Raw genomic sequence first — 25,302 nt, forward strand, 5'->3', positions numbered from 1 at the left:
ACCCCTTTCTATTCGTTATCTGCATCATATGCATAGTCATCAGTTTCATTAAAATCGATTGAGAAGTCATCCTCTTCCGGCTCTTCTTCTACATCAACGAGTTCTTCTCCCTGGAATTCCTGTTCGGTATATCCATGTTTACCGAAGTCATCGTCCTGTCCGTATCTTCTGTCTCCTTCAATCAATGAGCGGAAATCTGTATTACCCATCTCTGAAGTTTCCATGATCTCAACTTCTGTATTGTCATCGCGCAGTACACGCACATCCAGTCCGAGAGACTGTAACTCTTTGAGCAATACTTTGAAGGATTCCGGAATACCTGGCTCAGGGATGTTCTCACCTTTGATGATCGCTTCGTATGTCTTCACACGACCGATAACATCATCGGATTTGACTGTCAGGATCTCCTGCAGAGTATAAGATGCACCATAAGCTTCCAGTGCCCAAACCTCCATCTCTCCGAAACGCTGCCCACCGAACTGTGCCTTACCACCTAATGGCTGCTGTGTAACCAGTGAGTAAGGACCCGTTGAACGTGCGTGGATCTTATCGTCTACCAGGTGATGCAGTTTCAGGTAATGCATGTGTCCGATTGTTACCGGGCTGTCGAAGAACTCTCCTGTTCTACCATCACGAAGACGTACTTTACCGTCTCTTGAAAGCGGTACACCCTTCCACAGTTTTCTGTGGTCTCTGTTCTCATACAGATAATCCAAGACTTCCGGAAGGAGTTCCTGTTCGTGTTTTGCTTTGAACTCTTCCCAGCTTAAGTTGACATAGTCATTAGCCAGATCAAGAGTATCCATAATATCATTCTCATTTGCACCGTCAAATACCGGTGTCGCAATGTTAAATCCAAGTGCTTTTGCTGCCAGGGACAAGTGAATCTCCAATACCTGTCCGATGTTCATACGTGATGGTACACCCAGTGGGTTCAGCACGATGTCAAGCGGACGTCCGTTTGGCAGGAATGGCATATCTTCTACAGGAAGTACACGAGAAACGACACCCTTGTTACCATGACGACCAGCCATCTTATCTCCACCGGAGATCTTTCTCTTCTGTGCAATGTAAATACGAACGGACTGATTTACACCAGGTGACATCTCGTCACCGTTCTCTCTTGTAAATACTTTCGCATCTACAACAATTCCGTATTCACCATGTGGTACTTTCAGAGATGTATCACGTACTTCACGTGCTTTTTCACCGAAGATCGCACGAAGAAGTCTCTCTTCTGCTGTCAGTTCTGTCTCTCCCTTCGGAGTTACTTTTCCGACCAGGATATCACCGGCACGCACTTCTGCACCAATGCGGATGATTCCTCTGTCATCCAGATCTTTCAGAGCTTCATCTCCAACTCCCGGAATATCTCTTGTGATCTCTTCCGGTCCGAGTTTTGTATCACGTGCTTCTGCTTCGTATTCTTCAATATGAACGGATGTATATACATCATCCTGTACAAGTCTTTCACTTAAGAGTACCGCATCCTCGTAGTTATAACCTTCCCAGGTCATAAATCCGATCAATGGGTTCTTACCTAACGCAAGTTCACCGTTTGATGTAGACGGTCCGTCTGCGATAACGTCTCCGGCTTCTACTCTGTCACCTTTGAACACGATTGCTCTCTGGTTGTAGCAGTTGCTCTGGTTGCTTCGCTGGAACTTCGTCAGTTTATATTTTCTGAGTTTTCCGTCATCCTGCTTAATCTGAATCTCTGTGGATGTAGATCTCTCTACGATACCGCCTTCTTCAGCAACAACACATACTCCGGAGTCAACGGCTGTCTTCTCTTCCATACCGGTTCCGACTACAGGAGCCTCTGTAATAAGAAGCGGTACTGCCTGACGCTGCATGTTGGATCCCATCAGCGCACGGTTCGCATCATCATTCTCCAGGAAAGGAATCAAGGCTGTAGCTACAGAGAATACCATCTTAGGAGAAACATCCATGTAATCGAACATTTTTCTCTCATATTCCTGTGTCTCTTCACGATAACGACCGGATACATTCTTACGAACAAAATGTCCTTCTGCATCCAGCTGTTCATTCGCCTGTGCTACATGGTAGTTATCTTCTTCATCCGCTGTCATATAAACAACTTCGTCTGTTACACGCGGATTTTCCGGATCGGAGTGATCAATCTTACGGTACGGAGCCTCAACGAATCCATACTGATTGATTCTTGCATAACTTGCAAGAGAGTTGATCAGACCGATATTCGGGCCTTCAGGTGTCTCAATCGGACACATTCTTCCGTAATGGGAGTAGTGAACATCTCGAACCTCGAATCCGGCACGGTCTCTTGACAGACCACCCGGTCCAAGGGCTGACAGACGTCTCTTATGTGTCAGCTCACCTAACGGGTTGTTCTGATTCATGAACTGTGACAGCTGAGAAGAACCAAAGAATTCTTTTACTGCTGCTGTTACTGGTTTGATGTTGATCAGGGACTGTGGTGAAATACCTTCCAGATCCTGTGTTGTCATACGCTCACGTACAACTCTCTCCAGTCTTGAAAGACCGATTCTGTACTGGTTCTGAAGCAACTCACCGACAGCACGGATACGTCTGTTTCCGAGGTGGTCGATATCATCATCATTTCCAAGTCCATATTCCAGATGCATATTATAGTTGATAGACGCAAAAATATCTTCTTTTGTGATATGTTTCGGGATCAGATCATGGATGTCTCTTCTGATCGCGTCTTTTAATTCATCAATGTCTCCTGCTGACTCTTCTAACAGATTAGCCAGTACCGGATAATAAACAAGTTCTGTTACCCCAACCTCTGCCGGATCAATGTCAACAACAGTCTTAAGATCTACCATCAGGTTCGACAGAACTTTGACTTTTCTGTCCTCTTCCGGCAACTCGATCCATACATATGGAACTGCTGCATTCTGGATCTCATCTGCAATCTCTCTTGTAACCTTAGTTCCGGCTTCTGCGATCACTTCTCCGGTCAGAACACTTGCTACGTCCTCTGCAAGGATCTGTCCTGAAATACGATTTTTCAGCAGAAGTTTTTTATTAAATTTATAACGTCCGACTTTCGCCAGATCATAACGTCTCGGATTGAAGAACATGCTTGTGATCAGGCTCTCTGCACTGTCCACTGCAAGCGGCTCGCCCGGGCGGATCTTCTTATATAATTCCAGAAGACCTTCCTGATAATTGGTAGCGGCATCTTTCTCGAAACTTGCAAGGATCTTCGGCTCTTCACCGAACACTTCCAGGATCTCCGGATTTGTACCGACACCAAGTGCACGAATCAATACTGTGATCGGCACCTTTCTGGTTCTGTCTACACGTACATAGAAAACGTCATTGGAGTCTGTCTCATATTCCAGCCATGCACCACGGTTCGGGATAACAGTAGCGGAATACAGTTTTTTACCAACTTTATCATGTGAAATTGCATAATAAATACCTGGTGAACGAACGAGCTGACTTACGATTACTCGCTCTGCACCATTAATCACAAATGTTCCGGTTGCAGTCATTAACGGCAGGTCACCCATGAAAATCTCATGCTCGTTAATCTCGTCTGTCTCCTTGTTGTGGAGTCTCACTCTCACTTTCAGCGGTGCTGCATATGTTGCGTCACGCTCTTTGCACTCATCGATCGTATATTTTACTTCATTCTCGCATAAAGTAAAATCTACAAATTCCAGGCTGAGATGACCGCTATAATCGGCGATTGGGGAAATGTCATCAAATACTTCTTTTAATCCTTCATCCAGGAACCACTGATAAGAATCTTTCTGGACTTCGATCAAATTCGGCATCTGAAGCACTTCTTTTTGTCTGGAATAGCTCATACGTGAACTTTTTCCGCTTTTGATAGGACGAATTCTGTTTTTCTCCATATTGACGTTTCACTCCTCGTTTATTTTTTGGCGGGCTTTACGAATGCCCTTAAATATTGAAAATTCCGGCAAAAACCTTCGTATTTTACTGGTTTTTGTGCAATATCATGGCATAACTTTCCACAATAGCGCATTTTTAACTATAGCATAGCGATATTTAGCTTGTCAATACCCAATTTGAACTTTTTTTCAAAATAACAGGAGGCATCGTGCTCTCTGCACAGTGCCTCCTGCTTTTCATTTTATGTCTGTAGTATCTGCAAACTATTTTACGGTCACTTTTTTAACCTTAGACCAGTCAGAATGTAAATTCATCTGCTCACCATTGTATTTTACTGTCGTATAAGTACGAACTCTTACATAGTAAACTTTTTTAGATTTTAAGTTTTTCACTGTCTTTGTGACAACCGAGTTCTTTGTGATCTTTTTATTCTTCACAGCTTTTACAAAGTTCTTATCTGTAGAATACTGTACCTGATATCCGGTTACTTGTGTCGTCTGTTTGCTCCATTTTACATCAAATCTCTTCTTTGCGGCTTTTAATGATTTTACTGTTACAGATTTCGGAGCAATCTTGAATGTCTTTGTCTTTGTTCCGTTGTAATCACCCTTGAATGTAAGAGTTACTTTGTATTTTCCAATGTTCTTGCAGTTACCTGCATATTTTACAGTGTAGCCTTTGATTACTTCGCCTTTTGCGTTCTTAACTGTTACTTGCGGTTTCTGTACTTTGCCATTGTAAATGTATCTTGTATTGGAAAGTGTAATTGACTTCGGAGTGGCCGCTACTTTTGCATCATCTGCATCTTTAGCATCTTTTAACTCTTTCAATGTGGTCTCTGCTTTCTCAAGTACATCTTTGTTGCTTACCAGTTCTTTCTGTGCATCTGTCAGTGCATCGTAAGCTGTTCTTGCTTCTTTGATCACATCTTCGGATTCCAGTGTTACATCTCCGATCGCGTCGATCTTATTTGTAACTTTCTCTGCGGCCTTAACATCGGCTGCTTTTGCATCCTGTAATTCTTTCAGTGTACTCTCTGCTTTCTCAAGTACATCTTTGTTGCTTACCAGTTTTTTCTGTGCATCTGTCAGTGCATCGTAAGCTGTTCTTGCTTCTTTGATCACATCTTCGGATTCCAGTGTTACATCTCCGATCGCGTCGATCTTATTTGTAACTTTCTCTGCGGCCTTAACATCGGCTGCTTTTGCATCCTGTAATTCTTTCAGTGTACTCTCTGCTTTCTCAAGTACATCTTTGTTGCTTACCAGTTTTTTCTGTGCATCTGTCAGTGCATCGTAAGCTGTTCTTGCTTCTTTGATCACATCTTCGGATTCCAGTGTTACTGTTCCAATATTTGTAATATTTTTAGAAACCTGATCTGCTGCTTTCAAATCTGCAAGATCTTTTTCTGCTTTCTCAAGCACATCTTTGTTGCTTACCAGTTCTTTCTGTGCATCTGTCAGTGCATCGTAAGCTGTTCTTGCTTCTTTGATCACATCTTCGGATTCCAGTGTTACTGTTCCAATATTTGTAATATTTTTAGAAACCTGATCTGCTGCTTTCAAATCTGCAAGATCTTTTTCTGCTTTCTCTAATACATCGTAATTTGTTACCAGAGTCTTCTGTTTATCTGTTAATTTATTGTAAGCTGTTCTTGCTTGTTTTATCTTGCTCTCAGATTTCAGTGTAACTTTTCCGATATTTTTGATTTTGGTTACTACAGCATCTGCTTTCTGCAAATCACTCAGTTCGCTTTCTGCTTTCTGTAATACATCATAATTTGTTACCTGTTTTTTCTGGTCTGCGGTTAATGCATTATATGCTGATCTTGCAGCTTTGATTGTACTTGATGAGCTAAGTGTTACTTCACCGATTCCATCAATTTTATTTTTAACATTTTCTACCTGAAGATCGCTCAGTTTTGCTTCTGCTGTTTCTAATACATCGTAATTCGTTACCTGTTTTTTCTGGTCATCTGTCAATGCGTCATATGTATCTCTTGCATCCTTAATCGCATCTTTTGAGTCCAGTGTTACATCTCCGATCGCGCTAATTTTGCTTTCAGCATTCTCTACCTGAAGCTTGCTCAGTTTTTCCTCAGCCGTTTTAATTGCATCTGCGTTTTTAATCTGTTCTTTCTGTTCGTCAGTCAGTAAATTGTAAGCTTTCTTAGCTTCTTCAATTGCTTTTTCAGAATTTAATGTAATATCATCAAGAGCATCAATTGTCTTCTGTGCATATTCTACAGCATCCAGCACTGTAACCTTGCAATATGCATTGCAGGCACCTCTTGTATTATCGTTATTATAATAACGTCCAGATACTACATAAGTTCCCGGTTTATCAAAAGATACTTTGAATTTACCATCTTTATCTACTTCAATATCTTCGCGGTAATCTTCATCTGTAACCTTATCTGCTCCATTCTTTCCGACGAAAATCATTGTATATGCACCATCTTCATTATTACATGGTCCATACTGTGGTGTGTGCATAGAGCTTGTATAACGATAAGTCAGTTCTACATCAGACCCAACCCCCGTTGTAACGTCGTCTGTCTCAATTGCGCTGTAAGGTGTGTAATCCTGTCCCGGTCCATATTCTCCAAAGAAACCATATCCAGGATATCCATATCCTGCGCCCCAGTTTCCGGCTGCCTGATAGAATGTATATTTGTCTCCGTCTTTTGCTTTATACTTTGCACTTACCGTAGGCGCATCAATACCATTTAAGCACCAGAGCTGATCCATTCCCCATCCAAACATATCTGTGATCCATCCGCTGGATCCGATATCTACAGTTGCAAGTTCGTCTGTCATTCCTTTATCTGTTAATGCCTGAAGTAAGATATGAAGCGGTGTGATATAATCCGCATCATCCGGTGCATTTTTAATCTTGTAGGATTGGAAAGACGGTACCTCGTCTTTGTTCATTGTTACTTTCGTATACGGAAGAATGGTTCCGTCATCCTGTTCTGCTCTTACATAGCAGGTAATTGTATTCTTGTCTGATGAATCTGCGTTATCTGCAGCAGATACTGCCATTGGCAGGATAAATGCAAGCATACAGATACTAACTATAGCAGTCATTATTTTGTTTTTAAACTTCATAAATCTTATTTCCTCCCTTTTCTCTTTTCTTTATATATAAAACCTCAGATAAATTCTGAGATATAAGCACAACAACAATAAAAAACCGGCTCCTGAATCACCCAATTCAAAAGCCGGTTATATGCACACACAAGAAAAACATCTGTTTTTCTTCGCACAGCACAACAAATCTTTTATCTAATATTTCAACTTCGGATTGGGCAAAGTCAAGGATGCAGCACTCCGTGTATCTGACTTAGTCTGTGTACTATAATGGTAAAAATTTCATATTATAATTTCCAGACTTCACAGTGACCGTCTCGCGAGGCTTCTCACCTCATTCCACTGCCGGGGGATTTCTTTATCAATCATCCCGGGCGCACTGACCTTTCTTATTCTCTTTTTTATTCATTTCATAATGATACAATATTTTGTTTCATATTTCTACTATTTTGTTTTTACTTTTTTGTAAGATGACCATCCTGAATACAGCTTTGTTGTCTTTCCGTTTATTTTCACAGTTTTGTATGTGCGTACTTTTACATAATACAGCCTCTTAGATTTTAATTTTTTCACTGTTTTCTGCACTGTTGTATTCTTAGATATCGTTATGGTCTTTACTGATTTTTTAAATTTCTTATCCGTTGTATAAGAAAACTGATAACCGGTTGTCTGGGTTTTCTGTCTGCTCCATTTTGCTGTAAAGCTTTTCTTTCCGGCTTTCAAAGTTGTGATCTTCGTTCCCTTTGGCACAATCTGAAATGTCTTTGTGACCGTGCCTTTGTAATCACCTTTGAATTTTACAGTCACTTTATAGCTTCCGACATTTTTTCGTCCAGACGCATAGGATACGGTATAGTTACTCGTTGCAACGATCTGCCCTTTGGCATTTTTCGCCTTCACGGTTGGTTTCTGCGACTTTCCATTATATGTATAACTTGTTTTCGCAAGAGTTACATTTTTTTCCTGTATGACCTCTTTTTCCGGCTCTACTTCCGGTTCTTTTTTGGAAATATCCAGTGAAACACTTGTGATCGGCGCCGTGTAATCGCATCCAGCTTTTCCATCTTTATTTTGGTATTTCACATATGGGAATGTGATTGTAAGATCCGTATCATCCGGTGTAAGAGATTCTTCTGAGTAGCTGACATATTCTGTCACATCTCTCGTCTTTCCATTCGTATAGGTCGCAATAACCTGCATACCGGATGGGTCGAATTTTTCTCCTTCTTTATAAGATGTCTTCTTTGGCTGCTTTGTCACTTCCAGTTTACTGATCGTCGCTCCAAGCGCCATCATATGGTTGGAATCATTTCTAAAATACAGTGTTCCATATTCATCCACGATTGGATTACAAAGTGAGTATTGTGCCTGTGCTCCCGAAGGTGTAAATAATGTATATGCCGTATTGTAAGTTTTTCCATTTACTTCTTCTGCCTCGATATCGGCAGACTCTGTCTGTCCCGGTTGATCGGAAATGACACGCAGTCTCCCCGGAGTATAATTGTCAAAGAAATAGACATACACTTTTCCGCTTTCTTTTTCATATGCTTTTGTCAATAATCCGCTCGTCTGCGGATATCCCTGGGTCGGCACAACGTAAGCTACAGACATTGTTTTTAAATCCAATACTGCAATTCCATGCCCTTTGTATGCACCGAACTGTTCCGAACCGGATACACCTACGTATGCTCTTCCGTTGTAAACAGTCGGCGTAGATGTACTCATTGTAAGTTCCGATCCTTCACTGTTTGATAATTTGATCCAATGAAGGGAATCTTTGTCAAACGTTCCGTCTTCATTCACAGAAATACGATAGAGATACCCTGATTTTGATGTGAAATAATAATCACCTGTCGGATTATCACCTTCTGTATCTTTCATAATATTACACCTGATATCCCCGGTAAATGGCAATGTCAGATCATCGATCACTCTTCCATTTTTCGGATTCATGGACAGCACATGTGCATATCCATTCTTATATCCGCTCTCTCCGTCGTCTGTTCCCTGAAGGAGAAATTCCCCATTTTGATCTGCGTAAGTTCCTGCCCAATAGTAGCCGCCTTTTCCGGTATGTGTCCAGGTTGCCACTTTCTTTTCATTTGTCTGGGACGGGTCTTCATCTGCTGCCGAAATACATACATAATTCGCTTCTGTTGTCTCTGAATTCCAGAAACCGGTATAAATATATCCGTTTTTATACGTAATCTGGCAGTTCGGCTGTCCACCGAGCGGATCTTCATAAACCCACAGCGATTCCATTGTCTTTGCATTAAATGCCTGGATCGTTCCCTGGCTGAGTCCGACAAAAATCATTCCGTCCGCATAAGTCGGTGACTGGATCGCAAAGGAAGAAGGTCTTACAAGCGCACCTCCGCGTTTCACCAGTTTTCCGGTTATCGTATCCATTTTCAGCAGATTCTTACTGTCGTATGTGTACAGATATCCGTCTACAAGAATCGGATGTCCGCAGTAGCCGTCAAAATCATCTTTATTTGCCCAGTAAAGAACACTGTCTTCCGCTTTGACCGGTGTCTTCTCATCTAAGACTACGTTATTATTCTCATCCCGGAAACTCGGCCACTGAGAATTCAGATCTTTAATTTCTGTATTTTCCGGCGCTTCTTCCAGTGTAACCGGAACTTTGATATCCTCCTCCACACGGAAATCTGTCACCCTGACTGCCTTGTAACCATTTTTTGTAATCGTATAGGAATACGGTATTCCAGGCAACAGTTCACAGATTCCATTTTCCGTATAAACAGTAGTATGATCCGTCTCATTCTGAATGAAAATATTTGCATCTTCCGGATCTACCTGAAATGTCACCTGAACCGGTTCTTTTTTCTTCACACAGATTGTGTATGTATTCTGCACGGTATCCGGATTCGCATGCGCAACCTGGATTTTTATCTTCTCATCTGCTCCATTTTCAGAAATCGGGACTTCTATATCCGACAGATCAGAATACGTCTTATCGCCAATGACTGCATAATAGCCGCCATCATACCAGTTTTCATTCTCTTCATTCAGGAAACTTCCGGAAAGGTTTACAGATTTCGTTCCTTTTGCAACATTTACTTGATATTCATAAATTTCCCGGTCAAACGCCTCTGCCGTTCCATTTGCATTTACAAATGTAAGATCTCCGGAATCGTTTGATGCTTTCAATGACTTTAAATGCAGAGAACGCCGGATATTCATTTCATAATTCTGGTAATAAGTCACACCGGATACTTCTTTGTAAGTGACGATCGTCACTGTATTTCCATACGCACACGCTTCGATCACATGCCCCAGCACCGTTGCTCCTTTGCTCGTATTTACTGCTGCAATTCTTGTCTGCTCTGTCTGGGTTCCATCGGATTGCTTTGTCCAGACTGCTTTCACCTGATAATCATTTTGCGTATTCGCCTGTACATAAATGGCGCTGTTTGCATCCGGTACCGCGTACTGGTACATATGCCGACCAGATTCAAATTCCTGCTCCGGTGTAAACACTTCCCGTCTGCTGCCCATAGCAGCATTGTACATTGCGAATCCCGCAAGTCCGTCTTTTTCTTCCGGTTCTGCGGCGGTCACCGTCATTGTGCCGTCCGCAACCGCTTTCACCTGAAATGTCTCTTTTGCAAAATAGGTATCATCCTTTGATGCAATATAAGAGTAGGAAGCACCCGGAATCAATGCATACGTTCCATCCTCTTCCGGTTCGATCTCTTTATCTTTCGCATCTACAATGACTGCTTTCACGCCATCCGGTGTTTTCAGCGTTACCGGTACTTTTTCAACCAGATTTACTTTGAAATGATAGGTACGCGATTTTCCATTCGTGTGGGCAACTGTCACAGTAACCGAATTTGTGCCTTTGGAAAGATTACAGTTTCCATCTTCCGAAACAATATCTCCATTTTTTACCGTCACGCTGTAGCCGTCCGTTCCATAGGTTTTCGTTTCTACCGATACTTTACTGCTGACTGTATCTGTCTCATATTCTGTAATATCCGGCTCAAATCCCAGATTCAGCGCACGACCTTTTGCATCTTTCAGCGAAATATCTGCGGTCGGGACACGTTCAAACGTCACCTGGTATTTCTGCACCTGCACACCACTTGTGCCGGAAGAGTTTTTCACTGTATAACGTGCTTCCACCTGAAGTTTTCCACCAGTCATTCCTTCTTTTACACCGGAAGTGCAATCGTTCTTTTCACTTTCCCACGCAATGGTTTCTCTCTCTGCGGATGGCTCCGAATCCTGCGTGTCTTCCTTTATTTTCCACCAGGAAAGGACTGCTGATGCATTTTCCCTGTCCGGAAGATCCTGGCCACGCTCTGCATAGAGGTATACCTTTTCATTTTTCCCGGCACGGTCGTCCACCTCACAGGTTACGCTGTGCCCATCCGCATCCGTTTCATATGCATATGCTTGTTTTTTTCCATCTGCATCTGTCCGGCTTTTCAGTAATTTCACGTCGCTAAACCATTTCCCGGACGGGAGTTCCGCCTGAATGGTCATACTTTTTGTAATCTTCAACTCTTTTCCGTCTGCGTTTTCATAACTGTTATAACCGCCATCGGATATTTCATAGCTGTATGTTCCGGGTCTTAAACTGATCGTTGTCCCTTTTGCCGTAACGGTGTTGTCATACGCATCTGTAAACTTAAGCGTCAGATTCTTCTGTGTTTTCCCGTCCTGCGTCGCATTTACCGTGATCTTTACGGCTGCCGCACTCAGATATTTTTCATATGCGACAATTGCATTATTCAATTCTTTTAAAAGAGACGCCGCCACATCCTCTTCGGCATTGCGGTACGTTTTTCTTGCATTGTCATATGCTTTTGCACATGCCGGGTCTTTCTGCACATGGTTCGTCATCTTCTCGTATTCTGCCATGCGAAAAAGCAGCGCACTTCTGCTTTTTGCATATTCTGTCATCTCAGTAAATTCTACTACCTGAATGTCTTCCGGTGACGCATCCAGATCATAACTGCCGTCGTCGCAGAACACGCAATAGTTTCCCGCTTTCCCTTCTATTTTCTTTACGAAGCTGTCATCTACACTTCTTTCGAATTTGTATCCACTTTTCTGCAAAGCCGTCCAGATGGTATCTCCTGCCTCATACGTTACATATACCGGCAAGATCAGATTCTCATTTTTACCGGATGCTGCCAGAACGAAACTTCCTGCTCTCTTCGCGGTTTCTTCTTTCTGTTCCGTCAAATCTGCCGCCTGCTTTTTTGCACTGTCTGGTTCACTCTGCATTTGACTGTCTTTTGCAGAACTTTCCTGCTCATAACTTTCCTTTGCAAAACTGCTCTGCGTGGTGCTCTCATCCGCCGCATACACAACCGGCCCCGTACTGACGCTTACCATCGTCACACATAGTATTCCCGCAAGTAATCGTTTCCACTGTTTCGTTTTCATGCGCATTCTCCTTCATTCTTATCTCGTTTGTTTCTGCTCAAATATTCTCTATCCATTCTGCTGTACTTTTTGAATCAGCCAGCTCATTTTGCCAGCTTTATCTGTATCTCCAGCACAGATAATGATCCCGGAAACATTTCCATTTACTCCTTCGTTTCTTACAAAGGCAAATCACTTTTTCCACATAAGCAAGCATTTCCTTTCTTTCTTTTTCGCTTACGGTATGCCCGCTGAATCTCGCTTTCTGATTAAGGAAATGCATCCGTTCGCTTTCTGCCTGCGCACATGTTTCGTCAGCCTCCGTTGCACCTGCAAAACCTGCCACCGGCACTTCCATGCCACATACTTTCACCTCGCACAGTTCCATAAGCTTCTGACTGTAGCCATACAATTCCGCAACTGCTGCCGCTGGTTCCATCTTACTGACTTCTATTTCAAAAGAAACTAATTTTTTTCTTCTCTTCCATAAAATGATAACGCTGATTCCCACAATAACAAGCACCAAAATCAGCAGAAATAACCACAGAAGATGTTTCCCGGTCTGTCCACGGAATACAGGTTTGTCATTCGAACTCTTCTCCTGCTGACCGTCCGCTTTTTGCGGCTCGTAGGTCTGTCCGCTTTTCTGATATAATTTTCCTGCTGCTCCGCCTTTTCCGTTTGTGCCTGACAGGATGTCTGATAATTTCTGCTCATCTTCCTTATCTGTATAACCCGGCGTCACTTCAAACGGGATCCAACCAACGCCGTCCAGATAATATTCTGTCCACGCATGCGCCTGTTTTTTCTTAATTTTCACCGGCTGTCCGGCTTTCACATTTCTCGTCTCATCTACGGACATATAATAACCTTCCACATAACGCGCCGGTACTCCGAGATAGCGAAGCATCAATGTAGCTGCTGTCGCATAGTGTACATCATATCCATTTTTGGTCTGCTCAAACGTATAGCGCAGAAAATCCTGTTTGCCATTATCTGTTCGTACAGCTTCATTATAATTTAACTGGTTCGCCAAAGTATTCTTCACCAGCTTTAAGATCTCTGTCAGCGAATGTTCTTCCTTTTTTTCATTTTTCAGAAGTTCTTCCATCACGCCGATCGCCGTGTTCGTAAGGCGGAGATCCTTTGCATAGACAAATTTTCGGTATGCCTCTTCCTTCTTAAGATACTGCTGTACTTTTTGCTCCTTCTGGTGTTTTTCAATCCAGACTGCCTGTTTGTACCAGTCCGCCGTACTTCCGGTGTAGTATGTCAGTTTCTCTTTTCCGGTCTGCGCCGGATTTTCTGTATCTCCGATCACATCTTCCGCAAAAGCGGTTCCTGCTTTCAAACCATATGGTAAATACCTGTTTTTCTCGCATGCCGATACATTTTCAACTATCACGGACGCTGTTTTTTTCTTACCGGAAAGTCCAAGTGCCTCGCCCGTTACGTTCTGTCCATAGAGGCCCGATCTGTGCATCCAGTAAAATAAAGCTTTTCCTTCTTTTCGATCTTTCGCATCCAGTGGCTCCCAGGAACTCCCTGTATAGATTTCCCCGGTCATCTGTCTGAGATAAAGTTTCTGCGGATGCTCCATCGTGACAAGAAGCGCTGTCTTTTTACTCTGTGTCCGCTGTTTTACATCCGTAAGCACACCCTCTGTCAGCGCAGTCTCTCCATGATCGTAACGCATGGCATGTATTTTTCCTGCAAGTTCCAACCTTGCATGTCCGGCATTGAGCGTATCTGCACCTGTACGTTCCAGGATTTCTTTTACGATTCCACTCCCTGCGAGGCAGATGCCGGCTATCAGCACCAACGCACCTGCAAGTGCTATCCTGTTCTTCCAGAATCTTTTTCGTAAACTATCTCCTGCCATACCGGAACGGCACGCAAAATATATGGCAAGAAAGAGGGTTCCTGCAAACAGTCCCCATCTTTTCCGGAAAAATCCGATTCCATATCCTGCCATCCAGATTGTCCAGACCACAAGGAGCATTCCTGTTCTTTTCTTTTTCACAAGAACAAAAAGCAACATTCCGAGAAGTACTGCAAGAAGAACTGCTGCCAGTACACTTCCTGCTTTTCCATGCACCGGATAATCCAGCCAGATTTTCCCTGTCTTTCCTGTGAGAAATGTTCTCCAGACATTTCCCTGTCTGCTGAAACCATTTTTCACAGCCTTTCTCTTTACCAGCGCTGTAAGAAGCAGGATTATGCTGAGCCCTGCGAACCACCAGTTGTCAGAAATGGCTTTCTTATTCTGTTTTTTCTTTGTGATATAAAGTCCTGCCAATATAACATCCTTCCTGCATTTTACAAACTGTTCTTTACAAACTGTTTCTTATAATCTCTTCTTTATGATCTGTTCTTTATAATTCCATTCTTATCAGATCTTCTCTGTAAGTTCCGGCGCAGTAGATGATCCTGCCCGGTTCCGCAATTCTTCGTTCCGGTTCTCTGGCGCAGAGCACCTCTGTCACCTGCGCTTCCTTCAGCTCATCCGGAAGATTTCCTTCTTCCTGATTTTCCAGTCCAAAACAAATCACTTTCGCATATGTATTCTGCGTCTGCTCTTCCACCGGAAATTCTCCTTTTAACATCTGCGCGATCGCCCGCTGCAGTTCTTCCTCTGTTCCGACCGGCATATAACAGCTCTCCTCATTCTGCTGCCATCCAAGTGTAAATGTCTCACCCATTTCCCAGATCATCTGAGCAGCAGATGAAACAACTTCTGCCATCGTATCCATTTCTCCTGCTTCTGCCCGTCCTTCCTTATTCCAGTACAAAAGCAATGTTTTTATTTCCGGAAGGCTCGGCTCTCTTATGATAAGCTGCCCTCTCTTTGATGATAATTTCCAGTGGATCTGCCGCAGGCTGTCACCGGGTGCATAATCGCGGAGCGCATACGTCTCGGTCTGATCGTTTCCTTTCCGGAACGGCGACCATTCTTCGGCATCCTCTGTACTTCCGGCTGCCGGCTCTAAAACTATCTGCGGTACAAATGTATCCGGCAGTACAACCGTTTTTGCCACAGACTGTGTCCCGTTCTCTTTACAGCGGACAGCAAGAAAACCAAGCCAGTCCATCAGAAAAACTCCGGTTATCTTCATCGTCAGATAACCGCAATAATCTGAGCGAAAGGAAAAACTTTCTTTTGTCTGTTTCTCTGTCACTGTCGGAATCTCAATATCCTGTTCCGTCATTTCTTTCGTCAGCCTGTTTTTCATCTGTACTCTGACAAAACTATGAAATACCGGAAGTTTTCCTCTGTTTTCAACAAAAATATCCGCATCCTGTTCTTTTCCTTTTTCGGCAGACGCCGAGCAGAAAATCTCCATTTTCAGATTCTTTCTTATGTACAGATTCAAAGCTGTACTTATAAACGGAATCAGAAACCAGAACACCACGCAATAAAATGCTATGGCACTGTCACGAAAAAATACAACTGTTCCAAGTACCGCCAGCACAAATATCCAGCTGATCATTCCTTTGATCCTTTGTTTTCTCATCGAATCACTGACTCCTTTATCTCCGGTCCCGGAATCTGTTCTGTCAGTTCTTTTAAGACAAACTCCGCAGACTGTTCATGCAGTCTGGCTTTGGCGGAAAGCAACAGTCTGTGCACACATACCGGTGCAAAGATTTCCAGCACATCTGCCGGTATCACATAATCCCGTCCTTTGATAAATGCACATGCTTTCGCGCTCCGGCATACTGCAAGCGCCGCTCTCGGACTTAAGCCAAGCTGAATATTTTCCTGTGTTCTCGTCGCTTCAACAAGTTCTGAAATATAATTGTAAATCAGATCATCCACATAGACGTTCTGCACCTCTCCGATCAGTCCGAGAAGTTCCGGAATATCCACTGCCGGCTGTACATCATCCAGCGGATTGGCGTGATGTCTGTCTTTCATCATCTCAATCTGCCCGGCACGATCCGGGTATCCCATTTTCAGTTTCATCAGGAAACGGTCAAGCTGTGCATTCGGCAGTTTCTGAGTACCCGCTGTACCGACCGGATTCTGGGTCGCAAGAACAATAAATGGTTCTTCCAGTTTTCTCGTGACGCCGTCCACTGTCACCTGTTTTTCCTCCATTGCTTCCAGAAGCGCTGCCTGTGTCTTGCTGGACGTACGGTTGATCTCGTCTGCCAGCAGAAGATTTGTCATGATCGCGCCCGGTTTATACTGCAATTCTCCTGTCTGCATATCATAAGCAGAAAATCCGACAATATCAGACGGCATCGTGTCCGGTGTAAACTGGATACGCTTATTATCCAGGCCAAGCGCCTTCGCAAATGCTGTCGCAAGTGTTGTTTTTCCGGTTCCCGGCACATCCTCCAACAGCACATGTCCCTGTGCCAGTACTGCGATCAGAACTTTCTCTATAACATCATCTTTTCCGACAATGGCTTTTTTCACTTCTTCCTGTATCTGTACTATTTTATCGTGCATATCTGTTCCTTTCTCCCTGCTATCCTTCTGCATTTTATTTAAAATCAAAAATCCATTTCTTCTCTGTCCGCAATTTCTGTACCGCTTCCAAAGCGATCATTGCCTGATACGTTGCCATCGCACTTCCTTCTTCGTCCGCTTTTTCATGCATATATATGCCATCCTCTTTACGGAACTTTGCAAGCGCGTCCAGCAGTGTGCTTTCTTTTTTCGTAAATGTCTCATCCTTTCCCGGATCTCTTTCTAGTGCGCACAGTGCAAGGATCACCTGGGAAATGGATTCAGAACTTGCAATATTATCATATAGAAATTCTGCATCGTCAGACTCCTGCGCAGCAAGCCATTTTACTGCTGCATCGATACTTTCTTTCATCTTCTGCGCATCCAGTTTTTCCTTCTTGCATTTGTCTTCTTTATAATAAGGTGCAAGTGCCTGCACCGCCATAGCTGTTATATCTACTTCCGGATCCAGACTGTTGTCGATACAAAAACCACCACTTTCTTTTTGATACTCCAGAAGCTCTGTTATAAACTTCTTTCTAAGCTCCGGCTGCTTTGGATTGTTATAATCTCCGGCATCCAGCATAAGCAATGCATAGCACAGTCCATTTGCGCCCTGGATTCCCGGATCGCCTTTCGTAAAATTCCAGGTTCCGTCCGCAACAAGATCGATCACTTTCCCGGATGCGTTTTTCACTTTTTCCGGATTCCCGTCAAGTGCCAGCATCGTAAGTGCGATCCGGTGATATTCGGTTGCCTTTACTTTACTTAAACCGCCGCCCCGCTCATATGCTTTTTCGACATACTTCTGTAGCCGATTCAAATATGCCGCCTGCACTTTGCTGTTTGCTTTTCCCGAGAATGTCAGCGCAACCGCCGTCCAGTCGCTCGTTCCGTCTCCCGCCGGGAGCGTACTTTCATCCAACAGGACAGATTTTTCTTGTGATTCGTAAAATGTATCCAGACTTTCCGCGCTCTGTGCAATCTGCGATTTCAAATCTTTTTTTACCTGCTTCTCTTCCTTTGCACATCCGGCACTTCCAACAGCAAGTGTAAATGCAAGGATTCCTGCAAGCAGGCGTTTTCCATATTTTCTCATCTTCTTCTCCCTGGCAGAGACTTTTATTCTCTGTGATCTCTTAATTTTCTGTTTCCCCTATTTTGTTTGGCGTATCAGAAATTGTTGGTTTTTTCATTTTCTCACTTTAGTGTATCTGCAGTTGTTTCTTCTTTATCTGTCGGCTGCGTCTTATCCGATGAATCCGGCTTATCTGTGGAACCTGGTTTGTCTGATGAATCTGGCTTATCTGTGGAACCCGGCTTATCTGTGGAACCCGGCTTGTCTGTGGAGCCCGGCTTATCTGTGGAACCCGGTTTGTCTGATGAATCTGGCTTATCTGTAGAACCTGGTCTATCCGGTTTCTCAGAGTTTCCTGTCGCCGGAAGTGTTTCCCGCTTTGTCTCGCCACACCGCTTACATGTATACTCTACATATCCATCTTTCGTCGCTGTAGGCTCCACGCGGGATGTCTCTTTATAACTGTGTCCCTGTTCAATAATCTCGCCGTCTCTCCAGACTGCACAATAACCGGATAATGTTCCTTCTGTTGTCGCTGTCACACCGACGTCTTTTCCATAAGCAACTGTATAGCGGAGCACGATCTTCTCTCCACCGTTTAACTTCCATGCAGACATTGCCTTACCCGGGCAGTAACTTCCGTTTATGAAATACAACCATCCCGAACCTCTTGTGAAATCAAATTCGCTCAGCCGGTCTCTGGAGCCCGGCGAAGTAAACGTAATACCATCACGCTTCAGCAATTTTTCCAGTCGTTCTCCAATCTTACAACCTTTAAATGCATCCGCGCGGGCAATGCTGCTCAGATAAAATTCCTGTTTTACAGAACCGCCGGAATTATAAGCATACCCGTAATCATCCAGCATTTTCAGCACCGCTTCTGCCGCCGTATCTCCGGCTTTTACATCTACCGTTCCTTCTTCTACAACGCCACATTCCACGGTTGTCGCGTCAATAACAACCGAAACGCTTCCGATTTTCTCATCTTTATTATGATACTGGTAGCGAAGCTTATATTCCACATACTTGGAATTGCCGTCTTTGTCCCACGCGAGCACTGTGATCACATGGTCGGAAGTATCGCCCACATTCGGACGTTTAAACTGTAATTCATATTCATATACACCACTGCCGGTCGGATTTGTCACTTCTTTTCCATCCATGATTACACGGATCGCATTCGAATAAATACGTTTTTCTTCCCATGTTTTCGCACTGACTGTAAATGTAAATTCCGATGTATGGATCGTATTTAATCCGTCATCCAGATTTGTCTCTATCAATGGCGGATGCTTTCCTACTGTCGGATTATTTTTATCTGCCTTATCTGCCTCATAATCGACCACTGCCTGCGCCCAGTCACGGTTTCCTTTTTCATCCGTATAGTAAATGGTAATAACATTTTTACCGTGCTTTAATGTTGCCTGATAATCTTTCTGATTTTCTGACTTCAGCCAGGTTCCGTTGCCGGTATCATTCTCATGCTTGTAATTTACTTTTATCTTCGCGTCTACATCAGACTTCGAATAATATGCATAAAAATCCAGCTTATCTTCTGTAAGCTCCGAATAAGTGATTGTCCGGCTGTAAAGATCCGTCACCAGTTTCCCGTCTTTGTTTCCGGTATTATCTCCGTTATCCGGCTTTTTCAGATTATGTTTTCCACTGTCTGCATCATTATCTCCATTCGGATTCTTCCCCGGAACTTTATCGTCCGGTTTGCCATTATCACCCTTTGTCTCCTGGTTTCCTTTCTGTTTCTGCGCTTTTGAACCAGAAGATTTCTTTGTCTTTTTCTGTTTCTTCTGTGTGGCGTTCTCTTTTGACATCTCCTGCGTCTTCGTCCCGGAACCATTTTCGTTCTTCTGCGCTTTGTCATCGGTTCCATTTTTTAACTGTTCTTTTTTCTTACCTGACTGACCGCCGATTCCGAAATTCGTCTTTAACTTTGTTGTCTTATCCGAAATCGGATTATTCGGTTTCACAGTCCGCCCCGGCAGCATCCACAAAAGTGCAACAATCAGAAGAAACGGAAGGATGCCTGTCAACAGTTTTTTTATTCGTTTCTTATCCATTTATCTCTCTCCCAGACTAAATTTTCTTCTGATCCTCATTAGTTTTCGCGTCCACGGTTCTGCTGCCAGATACAGCACAAGCGCCGTGCACACTCCGTGACTGATATCAAAATACAAACTCTGCGCATAGGCAAGTCCGATTGTTTTCCAGTTGATCGGATCTACATATCCGATAATATATTGAAGGTTCATAAACCAGCCATAAGCAATTCCGCAGAAAAATCCGAACACACACAGCCGAACTGGTTTCTTTCTCTTTCCATGTTCATCTGTCTGCACCTGTCCTACTGTACCAAATACACCAATCCGGTACAGAAGTCCGGTCACCAGACCGATCATCCCCCATGAAAACATCTGCCACGGTGTCCACGGTCCCTGCCCGAACAGGAAATTACTCAAAAGCGCCGCAAGCGCACCGGTAAGATATCCTGCTTTCGCACCAAATGCAATCGCCGTGATCATCACGATCGCCGTCACCGGCTTGAAATTCGGAAGTGGTACTATGGAAAATGCCGCTCTTCCCACTACGCACATTGCCGCCATCAGAGCAACCGGCACAAGATCTCTCGCCTGTGCTTTTCTCTTATCAAATGTCAGATAGAACGGTACCGATGTCAGAATCAGGAACAGCACTGCCAGCACCAGATCTGAATTTTGCATGATCCAGTTCAGGAACGGCTTTCCTGCCTTGCCAGAAAGAAAGGAAGGCGTACGCATCATCCAGGTATATCCGGCAAGCAAAATAAGCAGAAACAGGCATGTGAAAATCGCTGCTATGTCACTTCTTCGTTTTGTTTTCTGCATACTGGTTCCTCCTTTCCATGATTTATGTTCCCTTTGCTTTTATTTCTTTACTGGTAATTACAAGACTGCCCTTACAACTTCCTCGCACGTAATCGCCTCCGGAATTTCATTCCCGGCAATCTGGTTTGCCGCTGTTGTGTAGAAACGGTTTCCCGCAAAAAATGCGTGCGGCTCTCCTTCGGAGATCACCTGACCGTCAAACAATAAACCGCATCGATCGGCATAAGCTGCCGCAAATTCCAGATCGTGTGTTACAAGGAGAATCGCAATGCCACCCTGTGTCAGTTTCTTCAGTAAGCCTGCAAGTTTCTTCTTAAGATATGCATCCAGACCTTTTGTTGGCTCATCCAGAAGCAGTATCTTCGCATCCAGAAGCAGTAACTTTCCAAGTGCCGCCCTCTGCATCTCACCTCCGCTTAAGTCATATGGATGCATGGAAATCTTATCTGAAAGCTCCAGAAATTCTGCCATTTCTTTCGCACGTTCTGCATCCTGTCCGGCACTTTCCAGAAGTTCTTCCCATACAGTATCATACTGGAAAAGTACTTGCGGACTTTGCGGGAGCATGGCAATACGTTCTCCCTTTTCCCGGATTACTCTGCCTCGCCGCTCTTTTATAATTCCGGTCAGTATTTTTAATAATGTGCTTTTCCCGGCTCCGTTCCCGCCAAGAAGAGCAAACATTTCTCCTTTATATAAAGACAGATCCAGACTCCTTAAAATGTCCACTCCGCTTCTCTCATACCGGAACCAGACTTCCTTCGCACGCAGGACGATGTGTGAATCTTTTTTATCTGCTTTTCTTGTTCCGCTATATTTCATATCAGACTGTCTATTACCTCTGTCAGTCAGCACCTCCGCCAGAGCAAGTCTGCCATCCCGGATTGTAAGTGGCAACGGCTTCCCACTGTCATAGATTCCTCTTTTCTTTAATTCCTTAAATATCCGTACTGCTGCCGGAAGTCCTTCATAGATTCTTGATGTATGCTCAGCGTTCTCCTCTTCCATTGAAAAGCGCAGCATCTCTGCCAGCTTCTGCGGTGTTTTCAGTGCTTTTTTCTTTCCATTTTCCATCAGAAGGACACGGTCTGCCATCAGAAATACTTCTTCCAGCCGGTGTTCACACAAAAGTACCGCAACACCCAGCTCCCGATTGATCTTGTGAACCATCTGCAATAAATTAGATGCCGCCAGAGGATCCAGCATACTGGTCGGCTCGTCCAGGAGCAGAAGTTCCGGATTCATCACCATCACAGAGGCAAGATTTAACATCTGCTTCTGCCCACCGGACAATTCGCCTGTCTTTCTGTGAAACAATGTCTCCATGCCGAAAAAGCTCGCCATCTCACTCACACGCCGGCGGATCGTCTGTACCGGCAATGCCGCATTTTCCAGTCCAAATGCCAATTCATGCCACACCGTATCCGTCACGATCTGATTGTCCGGATTCTGCTGCACATACCCAATGCGAAATGCACTGATCTGTTCGTCATACTCCTGCAATGACTTATTTTTATAATAAATATTTCCTGCAAATTTTCCTGCCGGCTGCATCTGTGGCTTCGCCATCCGCAGAAGTGTTGTCTTTCCACACCCGGATGCCCCGCACACAACAAGAAACTCTCCTTCTCCCATCGAAAAGGTAAGTTCATCTAACGCTTTTTGTTCCGCTTCCGGATAAGTAAAACCTACCCCTTCAAATCGTAAGAGTTCCATGCTTTTTCTTCCTTCCATTGTATCAGTCCCGGGATTCCGAGAAGTATCAAAAATAAAACGAGAAACAAAATATTTGCTTTTTTGCTTCCTCCACTTTGTATCTGCGGGTAAAATTCCATCGTCATACATCCCATGCCCCGAAGTACGAAACAAAAAATCACGATTACACCCACTATGCCTGAAAAGAAAATATCTTTTTGTTCAAACCGGAACAGATGAAATGTTGTTCTTTTTCGCAGTCCGTAACCTCTTGCTTTCATAGAATCCGCCTGCTCCACTACATTTTCCAGGCTCCACCCAAGCAGTACCGTAACTGTCTGCAGTGCGTCCTTTGTCCGTAAAAGTATCTGTTTCCACCCACGCTCTTCTTCCGTTCCTTTTAACATCTTCTGACTGTCACGGATCTCTTTCATTTTTTTAGTCAGATCCGGGATATAATTCCATGCCATTGTAATAAGGAGTGCGCTGGATGGAGCAATTTTCCCAAAAAGATAAAGAAATTTATCATTTGTCATCACTTTCTGATAACAGGCAAACCATAAAATAATCGCCGCCATCGACAAGCCCGATGTCAAACCATACCCAAACGCTTCCAGTGTGATCCACTGATTTCCAAGTTTGAATAACCGTGTCACACCTCTGTGATTCAGAAGCGGATTGACAACCGCTATAAAAAGCACAACTGGAAGCATCCATTTACACCACGAAAATGCACGTCTTCCTTCTATATTGTATAGAAAAAACAGTGCACATGCACACGCCAGCACCATTGCCAGCGGATGATGGCAGAGAAAAAACAGTACCATCACTGCCACGAAATATAAAAATAAACATGCCGGGTGTAATTCTTCAAAACTACTCATTCTTTTCCTTCCACTCTTTTGCTTTCTCTTTATCGGTTCCTTTCAGATCAGCACCAAGATCACAACTGTAATTCCATTGCACTTCATCGCCATCTTTTAATGTATATTCACCACAGCTTACTTTTGCATATTTGCCGTTCACACTGTACATCCAACCGCTCCAACGTCCACCGTCCTGTTCATACAGGTTGCCGATTCCCTGAATATAGGCTGTCTTTTTGCCGCCGGAATATTCCATCTGTATTCCTTTGGCATCCTGCACTTCGCAGAGCAGATCAAATACGGAACTGCCCTTCTTCACCTGCATTTTTTCCTTTTTCAGCATGCAGCCATCTTTCGGCAGCACACCTTTCCACTTTTTCTGTTTTGTCAGACCCTTTTTAATCGCCGTATCACAACGGATTTCCACAGATACGTCCATCTTTTCTTCACTGGTCTTTGAAGATCCGGCTCTGTCCGGTGTCTCCTGTGCACATCCTGCCAGCAGCAGACAAGCGCTCAATATCGCTGTGATTTTCCACAATTTCTGTTTTATTTTTATCATTTTTCCACCTTGTTCTTACTTTTTATCCCCAATATATCTGCCTGCCTCCTCTGCTTACAAACAAACTCATTCAGAGTCAGACCTTCTAACCTGTTATAAACTATTATAAATAAGTATAAAAAATAAGCCTCCGTCTTCATGCCTCCGGACTTCTCTTTTATGATCTCCAGATACCTGTATCCTGTCTCGCAGTTCCAACCTACTCACGTCCCTTCTCAAGAATCTCTTGTTCTCAATGGATCTGACGCTTTCGTCCTGATTACAGTAGGGATAAAGTCTGTGGCGGAATCTCACCGCATGTTCCTTGAAAAATATAATAAGCCACTGCAAACTCTGTTCGGGCTTCTGTATTTTCCTGCATCTGTACAGACGACCATTTTCATTCTGTTAATCCATATGAATCTTACTATCCCTGCCTGTGTTTGTCAAGCACACCACAGTTCCTGCCACCGACATTTTTCTCCGGCTGCTATGGCAACAGAGACGAGATAACAAAAAGCAGAAGGACTTCCTGCCCACCGGACAGGCTGCCTTCTGCTTTTTATTATTCCTATATTATGATTCCTCACCCATGCTCACACGCTCAATGTGCATGGCAAGATAACCGATCTCCATATCTTCCAGAGTTACCCGGAGTGCCTTGCTCATATGCTCACAGACAGTCTTCGCCAGTGCATAGGATTCTGGAAACTTATACTCTACATAATCATTCATGTTAATTTTCAAAGATTCTCCGTTAAGCGCTCTTGCCACCATATATTTGACATGATTCATAAGACGGTTATAACTCAGTGAAATAATATTAATATGGATACCTTTCTTTTCTTCAATCAGGGATACACACTCTCGCACAGCTCTCGCCATTTGCATCGAAACAGAAACCGACTCCTCTTCCAACGCAGAATGAATATGAAGCGCCACATAACCGACTTCATCATCATCGATCTCTATATTTTTTTCCTTTTTCAGCATCTCTTTCAGCATGCAGGCAATCTTAAATTCACTGTAAAATAAAGCCTGTATATCTTCCGTCAATGGATTCGATATCTGCTCACCGCGTTTAATTCGCTCTACAGCAAATGCAATATGATCTGCCATCGGGAATAAAATACTTCTGTCTACTTTTCCAAATTGTTCCTCCGCTGCATTCAGGATCTGATTCGCCATCTGAAAATACTCCGGTGCTACACTTTTGATCAAATCTGCCGCGTCACCTTTAGAAGATGTTTCCTGCAGGGAATAAACGGTGCAGGTTTCCGGTTTCTCCATCCGTTCACCGATTTTTCTTCCAAATCCTGCTCCCTTCCCGAGTAGAACATATTCTTTCTGATCATTCAGGTCAATTACGATCACACCATTGTGATTTAACACTTTGCTAATACGATACATGTTTTCCCC

At 43.6% G+C, this 25,302-nt stretch carries 13 protein-coding genes and 1 riboswitch; all 13 genes read right to left on the minus strand.

Annotated features, from left to right (window positions below; translation table 11 throughout):
- Window positions 1–8: 8 nt before the first annotated feature.
- The 13 genes from rpoB to DXC04_RS10500 all read right to left on the minus strand — a co-directional run bounded on the left by rpoB (window position 9) and on the right by DXC04_RS10500 (window position 25,293).
- Window positions 9–3,872 carry a DNA-directed RNA polymerase subunit beta gene (rpoB, locus tag DXC04_RS10440; protein WP_118660961.1) on the minus strand — a complete coding sequence of 1,288 codons (3,864 nt, stop codon included), beginning with the start codon at window positions 3,870–3,872 and terminating at the stop codon, window positions 9–11.
- A gap of 264 nt (window positions 3,873–4,136) precedes the next feature.
- Window positions 4,137–6,983: a fibronectin type III domain-containing protein gene (locus DXC04_RS10445; protein ID WP_118660962.1), complete on the minus strand. Its 2,847-nt coding sequence runs from the start codon at window positions 6,981–6,983 to the stop codon at window positions 4,137–4,139.
- A gap of 426 nt (window positions 6,984–7,409) precedes the next feature.
- The gene (locus DXC04_RS10450) at window positions 7,410–12,386 is read right to left on the minus strand and encodes an outer membrane protein assembly factor BamB family protein (protein WP_158580473.1); all 4,977 of its coding nucleotides are present in this window, start codon (window positions 12,384–12,386) and stop codon (window positions 7,410–7,412) included.
- Between the two features lie 97 nt (window positions 12,387–12,483).
- Window positions 12,484–14,664 (minus strand): transglutaminase-like domain-containing protein, encoded by a 2,181-nt coding sequence (locus DXC04_RS10455; protein WP_118660964.1) that lies wholly within the window; start codon window positions 14,662–14,664, stop codon window positions 12,484–12,486.
- Window positions 14,665–14,740: 76 nt separating this feature from the next.
- Window positions 14,741–15,880: a DUF58 domain-containing protein gene (locus DXC04_RS10460; protein ID WP_118660965.1), complete on the minus strand. Its 1,140-nt coding sequence runs from the start codon at window positions 15,878–15,880 to the stop codon at window positions 14,741–14,743.
- Window positions 15,877–16,824: an AAA family ATPase gene (locus DXC04_RS10465; RefSeq protein WP_118660989.1), complete on the minus strand. Its 948-nt coding sequence runs from the start codon at window positions 16,822–16,824 to the stop codon at window positions 15,877–15,879. The genes DXC04_RS10460 and DXC04_RS10465 overlap by 4 nt, the downstream gene beginning before the upstream one ends.
- Before the next feature lie 34 nt (window positions 16,825–16,858).
- A complete protein-coding gene (locus tag DXC04_RS10470; protein WP_118660966.1) occupies window positions 16,859–17,923 on the minus strand; it encodes a prenyltransferase/squalene oxidase repeat-containing protein in 1,065 nt (354 codons plus the stop codon).
- A 101-nt stretch (window positions 17,924–18,024) separates the two neighbouring features.
- Entirely contained in the window at window positions 18,025–19,977 is a 1,953-nt protein-coding gene (locus DXC04_RS10475) for a DUF4430 domain-containing protein (protein ID WP_118660967.1), read from the minus strand.
- Window positions 19,978–20,781: an ECF transporter S component gene (locus DXC04_RS10480; RefSeq protein WP_118660968.1), complete on the minus strand. Its 804-nt coding sequence runs from the start codon at window positions 20,779–20,781 to the stop codon at window positions 19,978–19,980. It lies immediately after the preceding gene.
- Window positions 20,782–20,838: 57 nt separating this feature from the next.
- Complete coding sequence (locus DXC04_RS10485; protein ID WP_118660969.1) at window positions 20,839–22,497, minus strand: ABC transporter ATP-binding protein; 1,659 nt, start codon at window positions 22,495–22,497, stop codon at window positions 20,839–20,841.
- Window positions 22,470–23,360 carry an energy-coupling factor transporter transmembrane component T gene (locus DXC04_RS10490; protein ID WP_118660970.1) on the minus strand — a complete coding sequence of 297 codons (891 nt, stop codon included), beginning with the start codon at window positions 23,358–23,360 and terminating at the stop codon, window positions 22,470–22,472. Before DXC04_RS10490 ends, DXC04_RS10485 begins: the two co-directional genes overlap by 28 nt.
- Complete coding sequence (locus tag DXC04_RS10495; RefSeq protein ID WP_118660971.1) at window positions 23,353–23,904, minus strand: DUF4430 domain-containing protein; 552 nt, start codon at window positions 23,902–23,904, stop codon at window positions 23,353–23,355. Before DXC04_RS10495 ends, DXC04_RS10490 begins: the two co-directional genes overlap by 8 nt.
- A 155-nt stretch (window positions 23,905–24,059) precedes the next feature.
- A riboswitch (cobalamin riboswitch) is annotated at window positions 24,060–24,244 on the minus strand.
- Window positions 24,245–24,459: 215 nt separating this feature from the next.
- The gene (locus tag DXC04_RS10500; protein WP_118660972.1) at window positions 24,460–25,293 is read right to left on the minus strand and encodes a PRD domain-containing protein; all 834 of its coding nucleotides are present in this window, start codon (window positions 25,291–25,293) and stop codon (window positions 24,460–24,462) included.
- Window positions 25,294–25,302 lie beyond the last annotated feature (9 nt).

Origin of the sequence: Dorea sp. OM07-5 (assembly GCF_003481355.1) — a bacterium.
Lineage (GTDB): Bacteria > Bacillota > Clostridia > Lachnospirales > Lachnospiraceae > Dorea_D > Dorea_D hominis.